Origin of the sequence: Thioclava sp. F34-6 (genome assembly GCF_002213235.1) — a bacterium.
GTDB classification, from domain to species: domain Bacteria; phylum Pseudomonadota; class Alphaproteobacteria; order Rhodobacterales; family Rhodobacteraceae; genus Thioclava; species Thioclava nitratireducens.
This window is the reverse complement of record NZ_NBOA01000005.1, coordinates 78,879-98,529: the sequence shown is the minus strand read 5'-3', so window position 1 is coordinate 98,529 and position 19,651 is coordinate 78,879. Positions and strand designations below refer to the sequence as shown.

Below are 19,651 nucleotides of genomic sequence, written 5' to 3'. Positions count from 1 at the left end.
GTCGCCCCAAAAATTGATACAGTATTGATCTATATCAAGGCGGCTGCTAAGTGAAGGGAAATCGAACGGGAATCGCGAGGGAGGAACGCATGACTGTTGTGCCGGTAAGATCGGCCGATCTCGATGCCGCGGAGGTGTCCTGGTTCTCGGCGCTTTGCTCGGATGATTATCGCTATCTGGGCCAGCCCGAAGGCGATCTGCGCTCCAGCTGGGCGCATTGCTCCGACATCGTGCGCGAAGCCGAGCGGCAGGGGTTCCGCAACATCCTGTGCCCGTCGAGCTATCAGGTGGGCCAAGACACGCTGAGCTTCGTCGCTGGCGCCAGCCAGATCACGAACCGGATGAATTTCCTCGCCGCCGTGCGCTGCGGGGAGATGCAACCGATCATGCTGGCGCGGACCATCGCCACGCTCGACCACATGCTCGAGGGGCGTCTGACGGTGAACATCATCTCGTCCGATTTCCCGGGCGAGAAGGAAGAGAGCGAATTCCGCTACCAGCGCTCGCGCGAAGTGGTGGAGATCCTCAAACAGGCATGGACCCGCGACGAGATCAATTACGAAGGTCAGATCTACAATTTCAAAGGCCTCACCACCGACCCGGCGAAGCCTTATCAGCAGGGCGGCCCGCTCCTTTATTTCGGGGGCTATTCCCCGGCGGCGGTCGAGCTTTGCGCAGAGCATTGCGACGTCTACCTGATGTGGCCCGAGACCAAGGAAGAGCTGGAAGGCCGGATGAAGGTCGTCAACGAGGCCGCCGAGCGTCATGGCCGTGTGCTCGATTACGGGCTGCGGGTCCATGTGATCGTGCGCGACACCGAGGCCGAGGCGAAGGAATACGCGCAGGAGCTGGTGTCCAAGCTCGATGACGAGGAAGGTCGCAAGATCCGCGAGCGGGCGCATGATGCAAGCTCGCTCGGCGTGTCGAAACAGGCGCGCAACCGCGAGATCGCGGATGAGAGCGGCTATGTCGAGCCGAACCTCTGGACCGGGGTCGGGCGCGCGCGCTCTGGCTGCGGTGCGGCGCTGGTGGGTTCGGCCGATCAGGTGCTCACGAAGCTCGAGGAATATCGCAAGATGGGCATTCGCGCCTTCATCCTCTCGGGCTATCCGCATATCGACGAGGCCCGCCAGTTCGGCCGTCTCGTGATGCCGCATCTCGACACGGTCTCGCTGCCCGAAGTCTATGGCCGCGTCCCGATGGGACCGCCCGCAACACCGCTCGCAGAAGGGGAACGCCGTTAATGGAAAAGATCGACCTCACCTCCGACGTGGCGCTCAGCCGGATCGTCTATGGCATGTGGCGCCTCGGCGACGATGCCGATACCTCGCCCGCCCATGTGCGCGCCAAGATCGACGCCTGTCTGGAGCAGGGGATCACCACCTTCGACCATGCCGACATCTATGGCGGCTACACGGCGGAGGGCATCTTCGGCGCGGCGATGCGCGAGGACCCGTCGCTGCGCGATCAGATGGAAATCGTCACGAAATGCGACATCATCGTCTCGGCGGGGCGTCATTCCCACCGCAAGGTGAAGCACTACGATACCTCGCGCGCGCATATCGAAGCCTCGGTCGAGACCTCGCTGCGGGAGCTTGCCACCGACCGGATCGATCTGCTGCTGATCCACCGCCCCGATCCGCTGATGGATCATCACGAGACAGGCGCAGTGCTCGATGATCTCGTAGCCTTGGGCAAGGTGCGTGCGGTGGGCGTGTCGAACTTCCGCCCCTGGGACTGGGAACTGCTGCAATCGGCGATGAAGACGCCGCTCGTGACCAACCAGATCGAGATCAGCCTCGGCTGCCTCGCGCCCTTCACCAATGGCGACCTGGCCTTCCACCAGCGTCAGTCCCAACCCCCGATGGCATGGTCGCCGCTGGGTGGCGGCGCGCTGATGACAGGCGAGGGCCCTGTGCAGGCGGTGCTCGACGAGATCGCACAGGCGCAGGGCGTTGATCGCGCAGCTGTCGCGACCGCTTTCCTGCTCGCCCATCCGGCGCGGATCATCCCGGTGATGGGCACCAACAATCTCGAGCGCATCGCGAAGCTCTCCGATGCTTTGAAGGTTCAGATCGACAGGGAGACGTGGTTCCGCCTCTACGAGGCCGGACTCGGTCAGGAGGTCCCATGATGAACGCCACCCGCCAGTTTACCCCGCGCACCTTCGTGCCGGGCCCCGAGAACACCCGCCTGCTGCGCGACGCCTTCGGGCGTTTCGCGACAGGCATCACCATCGTGACCGCCGCCAGCGAGAATGGCCCGGTCGCGATCACGGCGAACAGTTTCTCTTCGGTCTCGCTCGATCCTCCGCTGGTGATCTGGGCCCCGGACCGCAATTCGCGACGTTTCGTGCATTTCGAGAAGGCCGAGCATTACGCGATCCACGTGCTCGCCGCCGATCAGGACGATCTCTGCTTTGCGACTACGAAGAACGCCCACGCGCTGCTCGATCACGCCTATCACCTGAACGATCACGGCGTGCCGCTGATCGACGGTTGCCTCGCGCGGTTCGAATGTCACCGCGTGGCCTGTCACGAGGGCGGCGACCACCTGCTGGTGCTGGGTCAGGTCGAGCGCGCGGTGATGCGTGACGATGGCGATGCGCTGGCCTTCTACCGCGGCCAGGTGCGGCGCATCGAGATGAACTGAGACGGCACATATACGGCCCGGGCCGCGCAGGAGGAGCGCGGCGCCGGGCCTTCAAGGGATCGCGAGGGAGGAAACGCGCGCATGACCCTGCTGACAATCCTGGCCAGGCCTCTGGTCCGGCTGAACGACATCCTGCTCGCGATCGGACGCTGGGCGGGCGTCGTCGCCGTGGCGGCGATGGTCATCGCGATCCTGATCCAGATCTGGTTTCGCTACGTGCTCAACAACGCGCTGCCCTGGCCTGACGAGGCGGCGCGGTTCTGCATGCTCTGGATGGGGGGGCTGATGGCGCCCTCGGCCTTCCGCTCGGGCGGGTTCGTGGCGATCGACATGCTCGCGGCGATGCTGCCGAAGCTCGTCGCGCGCGGCCTGACGCTGGTGCTTCTGGTGTTCTCGCTGATGGTCTCGGTCGCGGCGCTGAAACTCGGCTGGGACGGGATCACCGGCTTTGGCGGCAAATTCGCGACCGCCTCTCTCTGGGTGCCCGACAGCCTTGCCTTCGACGCTTGGATCCGTGTGCCGCGCAGCTGGATGATGGCCTCGCTCGTGGTGGGCTTCGCGCTTCTGGTGCTGGTCAATATCGAGCTGATCCTGCGCAACCTGCTGGCCCTGCGCACCGGGGACGACCCGCTGCCGCCCGTGCTCGCGATCGCTGGAGGGGCAGAGTGATGCTGGTCTGGTTCCTTCCGCTTTTCCTCGTCCTGATCCTGATCGGCTTCCCGATCTTCTTCGCGCTGCTCGCGGCCCCGGGCGCGATGCTGCTCCTGAACGGGCAGGAGCGCGACTTCGCGCTGCTTTACCGCAACCTCTACAACGGGATGGACAGCTTCCCGCTGCTTGCCATCCCGTTCTTCATGCTCGCCGGCGAGATGATGAACTCGGGCGGCATCACGCGCCGTCTGGTGGAGTTCTCCGAGGCGATGATGGGCCATCTCCGCGGCGGCCTCGCGCATGTGAATATCCTGTCCTCGATGCTGTTCGCGGGGCTTTCGGGCTCGGCAGTGGCCGATACGTCCGCGCTGGGCTCTATGCTGATTCCGGCGATGGAGCAGCAGGGCTACACCCGTAAATTCGCCGCTGCGATCACCGCGGCCAGTTCGGTGATCGGGCCGATCATCCCGCCTTCGGGCATTATGATCATCTATGCCTATGTGATGGGCCAGTCGGTCGCGGCGCTTTTCCTTGCGGGGATCGTGCCTGGCGTTCTGGTCGGTGTCGGGCTGATGGTGATGGTCAAGTTCATGGCCAACAAACACGGGTTTCCGCCCGCCTCGAAGAAACACACATGGCCCGAGCGGGGACAGGCGAGTTTGCGCGCCTTCTTCCCGCTGATGACGCCGGTCATCATTCTGGGCGGTATCTTGGGCGGCGTCTTCACCCCGACCGAGGCCGCCGCGATCGCCGTGGCCTACGCGCTGATCGTCGGCCTCTTCATCCTGCGCACGCTGCGCTGGAGCGACCTGCCGCATATCCTGATGCGGGCGGGGCTGACGTCCTCGGTGGTGCTGCTGCTCGTGGGCGCGGCGATGGCGTTCAAGACGGTCGTCAGCCTGTCGCACGCCCCCGAAGCGCTGGCGGAGTTCATCCTCGGCCTGTCGCAGAACCCGCTGATCCTGCTGTTCCTGATCAACATCCTGCTGTTCATCGTCGGGATGTTCCTCGACGCGGGCCCGGCGATCATCGTGCTGGGGCCGATCCTCGCGCCGATCTTCACCGGGCTCGGGGTCGATCCGATTCATTTCGCGATCATCATGAGCGTGAACCTGACCGTGGGGCTCGCCACGCCGCCGATGGGGCTGGTGCTGTTCGTGGCCGCCGCGGTGTCGAAGGAACGGGTGGAGACCATCGCCCGTGCGATCCTGCCGTTCCTCGCGGTCGAAGTGGCCGTGATCTTCCTGATCACCTACTTCCCCGCGATTTCGATGACCATTCCCCGTCTGACGGGGTTCGCCAACTAAAACGATACTGAAGCATATAGGGAGGAAATGATGCTCAGAACTTTCGTGAAATCGCTTGCGCTGGGGGCCGTTCTGGCCTCGGGGCTCGGCATGGCCGCACAAGCTCAGGACGATACGATCACGCTGCGCGCGGTCGCCAACTCGAACACGAATGACGAGGATTACGACGGTCTCGTCGTGTTCAAGAACTATGTCGAGAACGCCTCGAACGGGAAGATCAAGGTCGACCTCTTCATCGGCACGCAGCTGTGCTCGAACGGGGCAGAGTGTCTGCAGGGCATCGCGGATGGCTCGCTCGACATCTACATCTCGACCTCGGGCGGGGCTGCGGGGATCTTCCCCTATGTGCAGGTGCTTGACCTGCCGTATCTGATGCCGAACGACCGGGTTGCCGAAGAGGTGCTGACCCATACCGACTTCACCTCGCAGCTGCGCAAGATGGCGCTGGCGGACAGCGACAACATGATCCGCCTGATGACGATCGGAAACACCGGCGGCTGGCGCAACTTCGCCAACACCAAGCACACGGTGAAAACGCCCGAGGATCTGAAAGGCATGAAGATCCGCACCATCGTCGCCGACCTGCCGCAGGAACTGGTGAAAGCGATGGGTGCCTCGCCGACCCCGATCCCGTGGCCGGAACTGTTCACCGCGCTGCAGACCGGCGTCGTGGACGGCACCAAGAACGGCATCACCGACATCATGAACATGAAATTCCCCGAGGCCGGGCTGAAATACGTCACGCTCGACGGGCATGCCTACATGGCGGCGCTGTGGTGGATGAACAACCAGAAGTTCAAGGACATGTCGCCCGACATGCAGCGCGTGATCGTGGACGGGTTCGCGGCGCTCCAGCAGGCGACCTTCGCTTCGCCCAAGCGCAAGTCGATCGCCGCCTATGAGGAGTTCAAGAAGGACGGCGGCGAGATCTACGTGCCGACGCCCGAGCAGAAACAGCAGTTCCAGGATGCGGCGCAGCCGGTCTATGGCTGGTTCAAGGACAACGTCCAGAACGGTGGCGAAGTGTTCGACGACCTGCAATCCGCGGTCGACGAGGCTTCGAAGACGGTCGATGCCGAGCGCGCGAGCGAACTGAACTGAGCCTTCGCGCTTTGAAATGAGAGACCCCGCGCCACCCGGCGCGGGGTCTTCTTTTTGGCTAACTTTCGGTGGGGTAGGGTTCGCTCAGGCCGATAGCCACCGCTCGAGCTTGCCGCTATCCGGCAGGCCGCCCGTATGCACCAGCTTCCCGTCGACCGAGACGCCGGGGGTCGACATCACGCCTGCCATGGCGATCGCACGGGGGTCGGTAACCTTCTCGACCGACACCTCGATGCCGAGCTTGGCGGCCGCTGCCTTGACCAACTCCTCGGTCTTTTCGCAGCGCTTGCAGCCGGGGCCGTAAACCTTGACGTCCTTCATATCTTTTCTCCTTAGAACAATGCGTTGAACAGGAAGCCGACGGCAAGGATCCCGCTGGCGACGACCCCGATGAACACCGCGATCAGGCGCAGTTTCAGGACCTGACGCAGGATGATCATCTCGGGCATCGACAGCGCGATCACCGACATCATGAAGGCCAGAACCGTGCCGAGCGCCGCGCCCTTGCCCAGAAGCGCCTCGACGATCGGGATGACGCCAGCGGCGTTGGTGTACATCGGTACGCCCATCAGCACCGCCGCGGGCACCGACCACCACGTGCCCGAACCCATGATACGCACCATCAGGTCTTGCGGCACATAGCCGTGGATCAGCGCGCCCATCGCGATACCGATGATGATCCAGATCCAGACCCTGGAGAAGATCTCGCGCACCGCCTCGAGGCCAAGGCGATAGCGGTCGGTCATACTTAGTTCGTCGCTCTCGACCGCGCCCGGGGTGGTCGCGCCGGAATGGATGTCGCGCACCCAGTCCTGCAGCCAGCCCTCGACATGGAGCCTGCCGATCACCCAGCCCGCGACGATCGCGATGGCGAGGCCGAAGCCGAGATAGACCAGCGCCACGGGCCAGCCGACGAGGCCGATGAGCAGGATCAGCGCCACTTCGTTGACCATCGGGGCTGCGATCAGGAACGAAAAGGTGACGCCCAGCGGAATGCCCGCGGAGACGAAGCCGATGAAGAGCGGCACCGCCGAGCAGGAGCAGAACGGCGTCAAGACGCCCAAGCCCGCCGCCATCACATTGCCGACGCCCTCGCGCTTGCCCGAGAGAAGCGCGCGGGTTTTTTCCGGGCTGAAGAAGCTGCGCACGACCCCCATCGCGAAGACGATCAGCGTTAGCAGCATCATCACTTTCGGGACGTCGTAGAAGAAGAAGGCCAGCGCCTCGCGAGTATGCGTGTCGCGGGCGACCGGCAGCAACGAGACGATCCATTCGGAGAGGGCCGGGAGCTGGCGGTAGATCCCCCACCACGCAACGAGGCCTGCCGCGACGACCACGCTCCACGCCCAGCCGGGCATCCCGCCATGCGGGGTTTCATGCTGTGTCACACTCATGTCGCGTTCCCCTTGAAGCTCGTTCGGTGAGGGGGGCGCAAAACGCGACCCGGTGCCTCATCACGGGCAGATTAGCGCCGGGGGCACGGGTCGCTTCAATGCGCTCGATCAAGTTGGGCGCAATTTCTCATGTCCTGCTGCGAAAGGTCGCGGCTGCGGAAGTCAGGAAGGATCGCGCGCGATGTTACGCTCCATGAGCCGCTGGAACAGCCCGGGCGAGGCGCGGTTGATCCACCACGCGAGCCGCGCGACGCGGCCTACCGGGATCATCGGGCGGTTGCGCTTCAGCCCGGCGAGGATCACCTGCGCGGCAGCCTCGGGCGTCATGTAATCCACCCCGTCCGCAGCCGCTCCGGGACGTGCGATGCCGTCTGATTGCCGCTCGGCCCGGTCTAGATTTGTCGCCACGAAGGAGGGGGCTGCGATCTGCACGCGCACGCCGTGAGGGGCCTCCTCCGAACGCAACGATTTGAAGAACCCTTCCAACGCATGTTTCGACGCGGCATAGGCGGTGCGGTGATAGAGCGGCGAGAATCCCGCCACCGAAGAAATCGCCAGATGCGTGCCGTGGCTTTCCCGCAGCGGTTCGAGGAAATGCCGCGCCATCGCGGTTGCCGCGAAATAGTTGATTTCGAAGACCTTGCGATGTGCGGCCTCGCTCAGCTCGGAGAACGGCCCGATCTGGGTGACGCCCGCGTTGTAGATCGCGAGCTCGATCCGGGGGTGACGTGCGCGGATGTCATCGCAGGCTGTCTCCAGTTGCGCCGGATCGGTCAGATCGCAGGCGATGGCCTCTTCATTCGGCGCGGCGGTAAGGCCCGAGATATCCCGGTCGAGCAGCACGACCTGCCAGCCCTCGGCGCGCAGCCCCGCCGAGAGCGCCTGCCCAAGCCCCCCGGCGCCGCCCGAGATTACCGCGACGCGCGCGCTCATAGCCCGGCCTCGCGCGCCCAGAGGTCAAAGACTTCGGCGCTGGTCAGCTCTGGCGTGTAGCCGAAGACTTCCTTCAATGCGTCGTTCGCAAGGACGGGGCGGTATTGCAGAAAGCGCACCTGTTCGGGCCCGTAGCGGCTCAGGCCCAGCGGATGGGCGATGGCAAGCGCGGCCTTGATGCCGAGCGCGGGCAGGCGGCGCACCGGTTTGCCCAGACGTCTTGCGAGGTCGGTGACGCCCAGTGCGCCGTCTCCCGCGACGTTGAAGATGCCAGGCGGGCCATCGGTCGCGGCACGTATAAGGATGCGCGCCAGATCGCGGGTCCAGATGAAGACGAAAGGGCTCTCGCAACCCCGGATCGCGAGCAGGCGCGGCTTGCGAAACAGCGCGGTGATCTGGTTGTCGGTGCCCTTCCCAAGAACCGTTCCAACCCGCAGCACGACCTGCTCGAGGGCAGGGTGGGTGGCGCGCGCTTCGGCCAGCATCTCCTCGACCTGCCGCTTGTGATCGGCATAGGCGAACTCGGGATTGCCGCGCACCGGATCGCTTTCGCGCAGCGGCACGGGGTTGTCGGCGTGATAGCCATAGGCCGCGCCCGAGGAGGTCACGACAAGTCGCCGAACCCCGACCGAAAGCGCAGCCGCGAGCACCTTGCGCGTGCCCTCCACATCGACGCGGTAGGCTAGCTCACGCCCCATGCCGGGACCGGGCGTCACGATGGAGGCGAGATGCACGATCACCTCTGGCCGTTCGCGCGCGATGACCTTGCCGGGGGCGTCGGTGGTGACGTCCATCGCCACGAAGCGCACGGCTTTAGGCAGGGTCTCGGGGGATGCCAGATCGGTCGCGATGACCTCGTGGCCACTTTCGGCGAGTTCGGCGGTCAGCACGCGGCCGATCATGCCGCCCGCACCAGTAATCAGGATCCGGGTCATCGCGCGGCCTCCTTTCGTCTCATGAATGTCGAGATCGCGAAGCCCGCGATGATGTGCCAGATGCCCCAGAAAGCCGCGACGATTGCCATGCCGCCCAAACCTCCGAAGAAGGCGAATATCAGCACGAGGCCGAGACCTGAATTCTGGATACCCGTCTCGATAGTGATCGCGCGCCGGTCGAAGGGCGAAAGCCGCGCCAGCGTCGCGGTGCCATAGCCGCCCGCGAAGGCCAGTGCGTTGTGCAGCACCACCATCCCTGCGATCAGCCCGACGAATTGCACGAAATACTGCCAGTTGGCGCTGAGCGAGAGCGCCACGAAAGCCCCGAAAATCGCCATCGACACCCATTTCAGCGGATCACGAATGCGGGTCGTCAGATCGTAGCGGTAATGGTTCAGCGCGATCCCGGCGATCAGCGGCAACAGCAGCATGACACCCACGGTGATCGCCACGCTCACCGGGTCGATATGGGTCTCGTGCAGCAGCGCGCGCGTCGGGGCGTAAAGGCTGCCCCAGAACGCGATATTGAGCGGCGTCAGCACGATCGCCGCCACCGTGGCGAAGGCGGTCAGCGAGACCGACAGCGCCGTGTTCCCGCCCGCCCGATGGGTGAAGAAGTTCGAGACATTCCCGCCGGGACAAGCCGCGACGAGGATCAGCCCGAGCGCAATCGACGGGCTGGGCTGCAGCGCCAGCACCAGCCCGAAGGTCAGCGCGGGCAGCACCAGAAACTGCGACGTGAACCCCACGATCAGCGCCCAGGGCCTGCGCACCAGCGGGCGGAAATCGCGGGGGGAGAGGTCGATCGCGACCGAGAACATGACGATGCCGAGGATCGCGTTGAGCAGATGCAGGGCGCCGGGGCTGAAATTCAGCCGGACCGCGTCGAGCCCGGTCATGCCGGGGCCTTCCCGCCGAGCGCCTTGATCCAGCCGGTGACCGCCTTGCGATAGGTCGCCTCGTCCACGTAATAAGCCATCCGCGCGAGCTTGAGATAGGCCATGCCGCCGGTCGCACGCTCGAACCCCTCGGCCTTCTTCGCCTGCAGGCGCTTCGCGGCCTCCGATCCCTCGCGCAGCCCGCGAATGTAGCGCGCCACCATCTCGGCTTGTTCGTGACGGCCCTGCCAGCCAAGCCCGCTCGCCTCGAGCATTCCCAGCACGAAGAGATCGTCGCGCTTGGGGTGCATCGCGTTAAGGTACAGATGCGGTGCGTCGCCTTGCCAGTTCAGCAGCTCCGGCGCGATGAAGGGGTAGTGCAGCTTGTAGCCGGTGGCCGCGAGGATCATGTCATACTCGGCCTGCGCGCCATCCTTGAAGTGCACCGTTTTGCCGTCGAGCCTTTCGATATCCGCGCGCACTTTCAGATCGCCGTGACCTGCGTGGAACAGCACCAGCGAGTTCACGATCGGATGGCTCTCGTAGAGTTTGTAATCGGGCTTGGGAAACCCGTATTTCTGCGGATCGCCGACGAACCATTTCAGCAGCGCGCCGTCGATCTTGCGCTTGAGCCACATCGGCAGCTTGATCGCCCCGCCCAGCGTGTCGGCGGGTTTGCCGAAGACGTATTTCGGCACGAAGTAATAGCCGCGCCGCATCGAGAGATCGCAGCTTTTGCCGTGATGGATCGCGTCCACCGCGATGTCGCAGCCCGAATTACCCGCGCCCACGACGAGCACGCGCTTGCCGGTGAATTGCGACGGGTCGCGATAGGCCGAGGAGTGGATCAACTCGCCGTCGAACTGGCCGGGGAACTCCGGCATGTTCGGTTCGGAGAGCGTGCCATTGGCGATCAGCACGCCCGCATAAATCTCGGAATGCTCGCCCTCGCTATCGCGCCAACCGACCCGCCAGCCTTCGCCATCGCCTCCCAGCGGTTCAACCTTCGTCACCTTGGCGTTGAAGCGGTAATGGCGCCGAATGTCGAAATGATCGGCGAAATCGCGGAAATACTGCGCCATCTCGCGGTGGCTGGGATATTCCGCCACCTCATCGCGCATCGGGAAATCGGTGAATTCCGTCATCCGCTTCGAGGAAATCAGATGCGCGCTTTCATACATCGTCGAATGCGCGCCCTCGATATCCCAGAGCCCGCCCACATCGCTGTGCAGTTCGAACCCCTGATAGTCTACCCCTTGTTCGCCCAGCACCTTGGCCGCGGCCAGACCCATCGGGCCCGCGCCGATCAGGGCGAACCTGCCCCTCGTATCTGTCATCTTGCGTCTCCTCCCAGACGTTCTTAAATTGAACCATTGTTCAAAATAAACAAGCCCCGATCTGATGACGAAAAAGACGACCGAGAAACAAAGGCTTAGAGCGCCGTCGAAGCGCTCTCTCGCGAGTCGTTCACGGATTCTCGATGCGGCGGAAACGGTGTTCGCGCGGGACGGATTCGAGGGCGCGAAGGTGCGCGACATCGCCGCGCTGGCCGAGGTGCCGCTGGGTCTGGTGAACCATCACGGGGGCTCAAAAGAGGCGCTGTTTCGCGAAGTGGTGGAGCGGCGCGCCGAAGAGCTGGCGCGTCTGCGTCTGGAGGCTCTGGCGCAGGCGAAGGGGCAGGGGGCGCTCGATCTGACGGCGATCCTCGGCTGCTTCTTCCGGCCCTATCTTGCGAAGGCGGCAGGCAGCGATCCGCAATGGCTGGCCTATGCGCGGCTGGTGGCGATGGTCTCGGCCGATCCGGCCTGGGCCGATATTTCTACCGATCTTTTCGACCCGACCGCACAGCGTTTCATGGATGAAATCTGCGCGCTGCATCCCAAGGTGGGCCGGGCGGTGGTGGCAGAAGGGTTCGTCTATTCGGTTGCAGCCCTTCTGGCCTTCCTCACCTCGGAATGGCGGATCGCGGCGCTGGCCTCGCAGTCCGATGCGCAAGCCTCGGTCGAGGGGCTGGTCGCCTTCTGTGCCGCAGGCTGTGCAGCGCGCATCGCGCAGGCCGAGACGTGACCGGATGCTAAGCGCAACGACCCTGCTGGTCATCACCGCCGTGTTCTTCTCGGCCTTCCTGCGCGGCGTCGCGGGGTTCGGTTTCGCGCTGGCCGTGGTGCCGATCGTCTCGCTGATGGTGCCGCCGATCGAGGCGGTGACGCTGGCGGTGCTGCTGCAGGTCGTGGTCGGGTGCCGCGATCTTTTCACGCTTCACGGGCATGTGCACAAACCCTCGCTTGCGCGGCTGTCGCTGGGAGCGATTGTGGGCACGCCGGTCGGGATTTTCGCGCTCAGCACGGTCAGCGCCGATGCCGCGCGGGTGATGATCGCGCTCGCCGTACTCGCGGGGCTGACGCTGCTGTTGCGCTACAAGCCTGCGCGCCCGCATCCCCATGGCGGGCTCGCGCTGCTGGCGGGCGTCGCCTCGGGCGCGTTTTCCGGGCTCGCGGCGATGCCGGGGCCGCCCGCAGTGGCCTATTACCTCGGGGCAGGCACCACGGCGATGCAGACGCGGGCCTCGTTGCTGCTATTCTTCTTCGTGGCCTCGCTGTTGGCAACGCCCGGGCTGATCCTTGCGGGGGCCGTGAATGGCGATGCGCTCTGGCTGACGCTGGTTTCGGTGCCCGCGCTGGCGCTCGGCACATGGGCGGGCACTACGGCCTTCGCGCGGCTCGACAACGCCCAGTACCGGACGATCGCCATCGTGGTCATGGCGATTTCGGCTGTGCTTGCGGGCTGGCGAGGCTTGTCGGTCTATCTCTAGAGCAGGGCGCCGCTTTCGGGCTTACCCTCCGCGCCGCACGCTAGGGGCGCGGGCGAGGATGAACCATTCGCCGATATTCTCGCGGTTGATGAAGCCCACGAAATTGCCGTTCGCCCCCACCACCGCCACCGCCGGGATGCGCTGCCGCGCGAAGGCGTCGAGCACGTCGTCCATCCCGGTCTTCAGCGAAACGACCGGCACATCGCTGAACATGATCTCGGAGACCGGTGTCTGTCGGAACTCGGGATCGGGCCGGGCCAGCACGCTCTCGCGGGTGATGAAGCCGAGGATCTGTCCTTCGGGCGAGAGCACGGGAAACTCCGATTGCGAGCTGTGCAGGATCGCCTGCGCGGCGGTGCCGATCGTATCTTCCGGTGTCAGCGACACGAAGGAGGTGATGACGGCGTCGCGCGCCGCCGCCCGATGGGCCAGACCGCGCATCGCCGCGTCAGAGCTTTCCGATCCCGCCGCGAAGAAGATGAATACCGCGATCAGCACGAGGATTGGGTTGCCGTTCGTCAGACCCCAATAGGCGAAGAGCAAGGCGATGACCTGTCCGGTTCGGGCCGCGACCTGCGTCGCTTTCACCCGGTCCATGAACAGCGCGAGAGCCGCTCGGAAGACCCGCCCGCCATCCATCGGGAAGGCCGGGATCAGGTTGAACGCGACGAGAAGCGCGTTGACCAGCGCAAGCCGGCCCCAGAAACTTTGCGCGGGATTGTCGAGCGATTGCAGATCGCTGAGCCAGCCGCGACCGCCGAGGAAGATCGTCAGGATCAGGAAGATCACGACATTGACCGCGGGCCCCGCCACGGCGATCAGGATTTCCTGCTTGGGATTTTCCGGAATCCGCTCCAGCCGCGCGAGGCCGCCGATCGGCAGAAGCGTGATGTCGGGCGTTCGCACGCCGAACCGCGCCGCCATCGTCGCATGGCCGAATTCATGGAGTACGACGCAGGCGAAGACCGACAGGATGAAGAGCATGTTGACCAGCGCCGCCTGCGGCCCCTCCGCTGCCCAGGCGGTGGCGGTGATCCAGATGATCAGCAGAACGAAGGTGACATGGACCCTGAGCACAGTGCCGCCGATCTTGCCGAGTGAATAGGACCAGCTCATCTCAACCCTCTCTTTCCGCCGCGTGATCGTCCCGGGGAAGGGGACGGCACAGCCGAATTCCCGCTGCCCTCAATTTGACCGCTCGATTGCGTTACCACAAGAAGGTGCGACGCTGTTACCCTGTCGAGGGTGCCAGATAGACCTCGCCGGGCGCGAAGGCTCGGAACCGGTCCGCCGCGATCCCGGAGGCCGCGAGGCTTTGACCGAGCAGGGTGGGCGGCTCCTCGCGCGGCTCGTCGGTCAGCTGGAACGTGCCCCAATGACAGCCGAGCGCTTGGGCGGGGCCGATATCGGTGAAGATGCGCACGGCCTCTTCGGGCGCGACATGCTGGGGCTGCATGAACCAGCGCGGCTCATAGGCTCCGATCGGGATCACCGCGATGTCTGGCGCACCGTGCCGGGCGCGGAGGTCGCGAAAAATCGCCCCGTCGCCATAGCCGGTATCGCCCGCGAACCAGATCCGGCTCTGCGGCGTGTCGATCCAGAAGCCGCTCCAGAGAGCCATGCGCCGGTCGCCGAGGCCCCGTGCCGACCAGTGGTTCGCGGGCGTCAGCGTGACCGAGATCTCTGGGGTCAGCGCGATGCGGTCGTGCCAATCGCCGGTCTCGATCCGCGCCCCGCGTACCGCCTTTCGCACCGTCGCATCGGTCCCCAGCGGCATCACCATCCGTGGACGGTGGCGTTTGTGCAGTTTGCGCAAAGTGACGGTGTCGAGATGGTCGTAATGGTTATGGCTGATCAGGACCGCGTCGATGAGCGGAAGGTGGTCGAAGGCGATCCCGGGCGCGGTGACGCGCCTAGGCCCGGCAAAGCGCAGCGGGCTCGCGCGGTCCGACCAGACCGGATCGGTCAGCAGGTTAAGCCCCGCGACCTGAATGAGAACCGAGGCATGACCGACCATGGTGAGCCGCGCCGCGTCGCTGCGCTCGGGCGGCACGCTCGGCTCAATGGGGACGTGCTTGGGCCACCGGGCGCGCTGCCCTTCGCGCCGCCATTTGAGGATGTCGCGAAAGGAGCGATCCGTGGACGGCTGGCCATGCGGGTGAAAACGCTCGCCGTCGAAATGGTCGCTGACCGGGCCGGTGTAATAGCGGTTAGGTGCCATTTCGTGCCTGCTTCAGGTTTTCGCGGAAACTGAGCGGACCGGGCATCGCCTGTCGCGCCCCTGATATGAGCGCGCCGCGGCGATCACTGCGCAAGCGCCTCGAGATGCGCGGCTGCGCCTTCCGCGAGCGCGGTCGGGTTGTAGCCGCCTTCGAGGCAGGAAACCAAGCGTCCGTCGCAGCAACGGCGCGCGACGCCACGGATCGCGCTCGTCAGCCACCAGTAATCCCCGGCGGTCCAGAGCAGGCCCGAGATATCGTCCTCGCGATGCGCGTCGAACCCGGCGGATACGATGATCAAATCTGGATTGAAGGCCTCCAACCGGGCAAGCCCGTCCTCCCAGGCGACCTTCATCTCGGACGCGCCGCTGCCACTGGCGAGCGGCAGGTTGAGCACGTTGTCATGCGCGCCCGTCTCCGACCGCGCCCCGGTGCCGGGCCAGAGCGACTTGGGCTCCTGATGCGACGAGATGAACAGGCTGCGCGGCTCGTCCCAAAGGATGTCCTGCGTGCCGTTGCCGTGATGCACGTCGAAATCGAGCACCGCGACGCGCGACAGGCCGTGACGTTCGAGCGCATGCAGCGCCGCAAGCCCGGTATTGCCGTAGATGCAGAACCCCATCGCCCGCGTCCGCGTTGCGTGGTGCCCGGGCGGGCGAGTCGCGACGAACACGCGCTCGGCCTCGCCCGTGAGAACGAGATCGACGGCCTGCAAGGCCCCGCCCGCGCCCAGGCGGCTCGCACGGCGCGAGCCCGGCGAAACATGCGTGTCCGAATCGAGATCTGCATGTTCCTCACGTGCGAAGACCTCTTCGAGCGCTTCAAGATAAGCCGCGTTGTGGCCCAGCAGGAGATCCTCGTCGCTCGCCTCGCGCGCCTCGATGACCGGCAGCTCCATCTCGTCGATCAGGCCGCGCACCGTCTCGAGGCGCCACGGCCGCTCGCGATGGGTGGGCCCGGTGTCGTGAGCGAGGCAATCCTCGTGGGTGATCGTGACGAACGTGCGCATGAAGCTCTCCAGAAAGGTCGTATCGGGGGCCTATCGGCGAGTCGCGACCCGCGCCGCGCCGTCGCTCGAACGGTGCTGCCCGTTGCGAAGCTGCGTCAGAGTTTTGGAAATGACAAGCACCCCCGGACGGAGGACACGTGCCGCCGCCGTCCTGTCGGGTGAAATCTGCGAGTGCGTCGCCCTTGCTCAGCAGGGCGGCCCGATCAGAAACACGGGCGGCAGCTCGCGCGCGCGGCGCTCTGCCAGTCGCCGTTTCGCAGTGGCCAGTTTGACCTGCGTGACTTCTAGGCGCAGCAGCGCCCGGCTGCGCGCATCGTAAAGCCGTCGGATCGGCGAACCCGGATTTCCGATCAACCCCGGACGACGGTTCGCGCTGCGCGGAAACCAGTCGTTCAAGCCCACGAGCGCGTCGCGCCACGCCTTGTCCGCCTCGATGTAACGCTCGAACGCGAGACGCAATGCGCGGCGGCGTGTCATGAGTTCCGGTCGCATCATCGCTCCTCCCTCAGAAGATTAGACCACTTCCAACTATAGCAGAAATGCCGCGAGTCGTCAGGTTTTGCAGGGCTCCGAAGGCGCGATCGCCTCGAACACGGTTTCGCGAGCGCAGCATGATTTTCTTGTTTCTGCGGTTTAGGGTTGCATTAAATGAACCATCGTTCATTTAATGTGAGCGCCCCAAGGAGGATCATCGGCCGAATGTGCCGGCGATGGGGAGCCAGAGGAGGAAGTCATGCAAAGCGAGAGCAACCCGCACTCAGATCTCGGCGTGGTGCCGAAACGTGGTCTGGCCCATGTAGCCGGGCCGACCGATACCCCGCTGATCGAGGATACGATCCCGGCCGTGCTCAAGCGCACTGCCGAGCGTTGGCCCGATCGCGACGGCGCCATCTTCACCTCGGAGGGCATTCGCTGGACCTGGGCGGAGTTCGCGCAGCGGGTCGACCGGCTCGCCTCGGGGCTGCTCGCGCTCGGGCTTCGGCATGGCGACCGGCTCGGTATCTGGTCGCCCAACCGTTCGGAATGGCTGCTGACGCAGTTCGCGACGGCGCGGATCGGGGTGATCCTCGTGAACATCAACCCGGCCTATCGCCTGCACGAGCTGGAATTTGCGCTGCGCAAGACCGGCTGCCGGGCGCTGGTGCTGGCCGAGACCTTCAAGAGCTCGGATTACCTGTCGATGATCCAGCGCCTGCTGCCGGAGCTTGCGAAGAGTGAGCCCGGTCAGCTGGAAACCATGAAACTGCCCGATCTGCGCGACATCATCACTCTGGGAGAGACCCAGCATCCCGGCTGTCATCGCTTCTCGGATGTCGAGGCGATGGGCGCGACGCAGGACCAAGGCGCGCTCGACGCTGTCACCGAACATCTCGACCCGAACGAGCCGATCAACATCCAGTTCACCTCCGGCACCACCGGATCGCCGAAAGGCGCGACCCTGACGCATCGCAATATCGTCAACAACGCGCATTTCGTGACCCGCGCGATGCTGGCGACCGAACAGGACCGCGTCTGCATCCCGGTGCCGTTCTACCATTGCTTCGGGATGGTGATGGGCACGCTGGGCTGCGTCACCAAGGGCGCGGCTATCGTCGTGCCGAGCGAAGGCTTCGACGCGCCCGTCACGCTGGCATGTGTCGCGGCCGAACGCTGCACCGCACTTTACGGCGTGCCGACCATGTTCGTCGCGATGCTGGAGCATCCCGATTTCGCGAACCATGACCTTTCGTCGCTGCGCACCGGCATCATGGCGGGCGCACCCTGTCCGATCGAGGTGATGAAGCAGGTGCAATCGAAGATGCACATGTCGGAAGTGACGATCGCCTACGGGATGACCGAGACCGCCCCGGTCTCCTTCCAGTCGGCCACCGATACACCCTTGGAAAAACGTGTGTCCTCGGTGGGTCAGGTGCAGCCGCATCTCGAGGTGAAGATCGTGCGCGAGGATGGCTCGCTCGCCAATGTGGGCGAGCAGGGCGAGCTGCTGACGCGTGGCTACTCGGTGATGTGCGGCTATTGGGGCGAGCCCGAGCGTACGAATGATGCGCTCGATGCGGATGGCTGGATGCATACGGGCGATCTCGCCCGGATCGACAGCGAGGGCTATTGCAACATCACCGGACGAGTGAAGGACATGATCCTGCGGGGCGGCGAAAACGTCTATCCGCGGGAGGTCGAGGAGTTCCTCTACACCCATCCCGATATCAGTCAGGCGCAGGTCTTCGGCATCCCGGATCACCGGCTGGGCGAGATCGTCGCCGCATGGATCGTGCCGCGCAATGGCGCCGAGTTGACCGAGGAGGCTATCCGCGAGTTCTGCCGCGACGAGATCGCGCATTTCAAGATTCCGGCGGTGATCCGGTTCAAGGAGAGCCTGCCGCTGACGGTTTCCGGCAAGCCGCAGAAATTCGTCATGCGCGATGCAATGATCGAGGAGCTGGGGCTCGCGGTCGAGGAAACTGCCTGATCTGACGAAAGCGCCGCGCGTCTTCCGCGCGGCGCAATTTTTGCGTCAGCAGCCTACGCTCTTGGGCTTGTGCGTCCCGTTGAGCCGGCTGCGCAGCGGCAGCAGGCCCAGCACCGCCGTCGTCGCGAAGCCCGCGCCCGCAAGGAAGGTCCATTGCGCGCCGCCGAACTCCCATAGCGCCCCTGCGATCACGCTGGCGATCAGCAACGCCACGCCGGTGACGAGGTTGAACATGCCAAAGGCGGTGCCGCGCAGCTCTGCCGGGACGGCTTCGGCCACCAGCGCGGCCAACAGCCCCTGGGTGAAGCCCATATGCATTCCCCACAGGAGCACACCGATCGCAAGACCGCCGATCCCGCCGACCAGCGCGAGCGTCAGGTCCGCCGCGATCAACAACCCCAGCCCGACCAGCAGCAGCCCGACACGACCGACCCGGTCGGAAAGCGCCCCGACCGGATAGGCGATCAGCGCATAGACCGCGTTCATCCCCACCAGAACCAGCGGCACCAGCATCACCGGGATGCCGTCGTCATTGGCGCGCAGGATCAGGAAGGCCTCGCTGAACCGGGCGAGCGTGAACAGCGTCGCGACGACCACGACCCACCAGAACACGTTACCCAAGAGCTTGAGCTCTGACCGGGCGAGGGGGTTGCGCACCTGCCGCTGCGCGCGGGGATGGGCGGGCTCTTTCACCACGAACAGGATCAGCCCGAGCGACAGGAAAGCCGGGATCACCGCGACCCAGAAGACCGAGCGGAAATCGTCCGAGAACAGCCACATCAGCCCAATCGCGGCGAGCGGCCCGAGGAAGGCGCCCACCGTGTCGAGCGATTGCCGAAGCCCGAAGGCGGCACCGCGCATCTTGCCCGGCGCAAGGTCGGCGATCAGCGCGTCGCGCGGGGCGCCCCGGATGCCTTTGCCCACCCGGTCGATGAAGCGCGCGGCCACAAGCCAGTCGAAGGTCGGCGCGAGCGGAAAGATCGGTTTCGTCACAGCCGCCAGCCCGTAGCCGAGCGCGGCCAGCTCCTTGCGCCGCCCGATCCGGTCCGACAGCGCCCCCGAGAAGACCTTGGTGATCGCGGCGGTGGCTTCGGCGATCCCTTCGATCACACCCACCGCCAGCGCCGTCGCGCCAAGTCCGGTCATCAGGTAGACCGGCAGCAGCGCATGGATCATCTCGGAGGAGACATCCATGAAAAGCGACACGAACCCCAGCGCCCAGATGCCGATCGGCAATCCGCGCCCGCGTTTACCTGTCGGGGTTTCCATTGCCTCTTGCGTGTCGTCCGTCAT

The 19,651-nt window shown here is 65.1% G+C and carries 20 protein-coding genes; 9 read left to right on the top strand and 11 right to left on the bottom strand.

All coding sequences use genetic code 11. The features are described from left to right. Nucleotides 1–89: 89 nt before the first annotated feature. From B6V72_RS11695 to dctP, 6 genes are all read left to right on the top strand, one after another. Entirely contained in the window at nucleotides 90–1,244 is a 1,155-nt protein-coding gene (locus tag B6V72_RS11695) for an LLM class flavin-dependent oxidoreductase (RefSeq protein WP_075774650.1), read from the top strand. Next, nucleotides 1,244–2,134 carry an aldo/keto reductase gene (locus tag B6V72_RS11690; protein WP_088735645.1) on the top strand — a complete coding sequence of 297 codons (891 nt, stop codon included), beginning with the start codon at nucleotides 1,244–1,246 and terminating at the stop codon, nucleotides 2,132–2,134. The genes B6V72_RS11695 and B6V72_RS11690 overlap by 1 nt, the downstream gene beginning before the upstream one ends. Beyond that, nucleotides 2,134–2,652, top strand: a complete 519-nt coding sequence (locus tag B6V72_RS11685) for a flavin reductase family protein (protein WP_075774753.1) — start codon at nucleotides 2,134–2,136, stop codon at nucleotides 2,650–2,652. The genes B6V72_RS11690 and B6V72_RS11685 overlap by 1 nt, the downstream gene beginning before the upstream one ends. 81 nt (nucleotides 2,653–2,733) lie before the next feature. Continuing rightward, nucleotides 2,734–3,321: a TRAP transporter small permease subunit gene (locus tag B6V72_RS11680; RefSeq protein ID WP_075774652.1), complete on the top strand. Its 588-nt coding sequence runs from the start codon at nucleotides 2,734–2,736 to the stop codon at nucleotides 3,319–3,321. Continuing rightward, a complete protein-coding gene (locus tag B6V72_RS11675; protein WP_075774653.1) occupies nucleotides 3,321–4,610 on the top strand; it encodes a TRAP transporter large permease in 1,290 nt (429 codons plus the stop codon). The genes B6V72_RS11680 and B6V72_RS11675 overlap by 1 nt, the downstream gene beginning before the upstream one ends. Nucleotides 4,611–4,640: 30 nt before the next feature. Then, nucleotides 4,641–5,711: a TRAP transporter substrate-binding protein DctP gene (gene dctP / locus B6V72_RS11670; RefSeq protein ID WP_088725007.1), complete on the top strand. Its 1,071-nt coding sequence runs from the start codon at nucleotides 4,641–4,643 to the stop codon at nucleotides 5,709–5,711. Between the two features lie 84 nt (nucleotides 5,712–5,795). Here the strand turns inward: dctP and B6V72_RS11665 are convergent, their stop codons facing one another. The 6 genes from B6V72_RS11665 to B6V72_RS11640 all read right to left on the bottom strand — a co-directional run bounded on the left by B6V72_RS11665 (nucleotide 5,796) and on the right by B6V72_RS11640 (nucleotide 11,188). Next, entirely contained in the window at nucleotides 5,796–6,032 is a 237-nt protein-coding gene (locus B6V72_RS11665; RefSeq protein ID WP_088735644.1) for a thioredoxin family protein, read from the bottom strand. 11 nt (nucleotides 6,033–6,043) lie between these two features. Continuing rightward, nucleotides 6,044–7,069, bottom strand: a complete 1,026-nt coding sequence (locus tag B6V72_RS11660) for a permease (protein ID WP_088735643.1) — start codon at nucleotides 7,067–7,069, stop codon at nucleotides 6,044–6,046. Between the two features lie 198 nt (nucleotides 7,070–7,267). Further along, a complete protein-coding gene (locus tag B6V72_RS11655) occupies nucleotides 7,268–8,038 on the bottom strand; it encodes an SDR family NAD(P)-dependent oxidoreductase (protein WP_088718792.1) in 771 nt (256 codons plus the stop codon). Then, nucleotides 8,035–8,973: an SDR family oxidoreductase gene (locus tag B6V72_RS11650; RefSeq protein ID WP_088735642.1), complete on the bottom strand. Its 939-nt coding sequence runs from the start codon at nucleotides 8,971–8,973 to the stop codon at nucleotides 8,035–8,037. The genes B6V72_RS11655 and B6V72_RS11650 overlap by 4 nt, the downstream gene beginning before the upstream one ends. Then, entirely contained in the window at nucleotides 8,970–9,872 is a 903-nt protein-coding gene (locus B6V72_RS11645) for a bile acid:sodium symporter family protein (RefSeq protein WP_088735641.1), read from the bottom strand. Before B6V72_RS11645 ends, B6V72_RS11650 begins: the two co-directional genes overlap by 4 nt. Then, nucleotides 9,869–11,188 (bottom strand): NAD(P)-binding domain-containing protein, encoded by a 1,320-nt coding sequence (locus B6V72_RS11640; protein WP_088735640.1) that lies wholly within the window; start codon nucleotides 11,186–11,188, stop codon nucleotides 9,869–9,871. The genes B6V72_RS11645 and B6V72_RS11640 overlap by 4 nt, the downstream gene beginning before the upstream one ends. A gap of 64 nt (nucleotides 11,189–11,252) precedes the next feature. Here B6V72_RS11640 and B6V72_RS11635 point away from each other — a divergent pair, with 64 nt between their 5' ends. Then, nucleotides 11,253–11,918, top strand: coding sequence for a TetR/AcrR family transcriptional regulator (locus B6V72_RS11635; protein WP_206184175.1), 666 nt, complete (start codon nucleotides 11,253–11,255; stop codon nucleotides 11,916–11,918). Nucleotides 11,919–11,922: 4 nt separating this feature from the next. Further along, nucleotides 11,923–12,663, top strand: coding sequence for a sulfite exporter TauE/SafE family protein (locus B6V72_RS11630; protein ID WP_088735639.1), 741 nt, complete (start codon nucleotides 11,923–11,925; stop codon nucleotides 12,661–12,663). Nucleotides 12,664–12,684: 21 nt separating this feature from the next. On the opposite strand, the gene B6V72_RS11625 is transcribed toward B6V72_RS11630, so the two are convergent. From B6V72_RS11625 to B6V72_RS11610, 4 genes are all read right to left on the bottom strand, one after another. Next, nucleotides 12,685–13,779, bottom strand: coding sequence for a site-2 protease family protein (locus B6V72_RS11625; protein ID WP_088735638.1), 1,095 nt, complete (start codon nucleotides 13,777–13,779; stop codon nucleotides 12,685–12,687). 115 nt (nucleotides 13,780–13,894) lie between these two features. After that, on the bottom strand, nucleotides 13,895–14,884 hold the full coding sequence (locus B6V72_RS11620; RefSeq protein WP_088735637.1) for an MBL fold metallo-hydrolase: 990 nt from the start codon (nucleotides 14,882–14,884) through the stop codon (nucleotides 13,895–13,897). Nucleotides 14,885–14,967: 83 nt separating this feature from the next. Further along, complete coding sequence (locus B6V72_RS11615) at nucleotides 14,968–15,891, bottom strand: histone deacetylase family protein (protein WP_088735636.1); 924 nt, start codon at nucleotides 15,889–15,891, stop codon at nucleotides 14,968–14,970. Nucleotides 15,892–16,077: 186 nt separating this feature from the next. Next, nucleotides 16,078–16,386, bottom strand: a complete 309-nt coding sequence (locus tag B6V72_RS11610) for a hypothetical protein (protein ID WP_233243080.1) — start codon at nucleotides 16,384–16,386, stop codon at nucleotides 16,078–16,080. A gap of 238 nt (nucleotides 16,387–16,624) precedes the next feature. On the opposite strand from B6V72_RS11610, the gene B6V72_RS11605 reads away from it, so the two are divergent. Next, complete coding sequence (locus tag B6V72_RS11605) at nucleotides 16,625–18,358, top strand: AMP-binding protein (protein WP_088735635.1); 1,734 nt, start codon at nucleotides 16,625–16,627, stop codon at nucleotides 18,356–18,358. Nucleotides 18,359–18,403: 45 nt separating this feature from the next. On the opposite strand, the gene B6V72_RS11600 is transcribed toward B6V72_RS11605, so the two are convergent. Continuing rightward, entirely contained in the window at nucleotides 18,404–19,651 is a 1,248-nt protein-coding gene (locus tag B6V72_RS11600) for an MFS transporter (RefSeq protein WP_088735634.1), read from the bottom strand.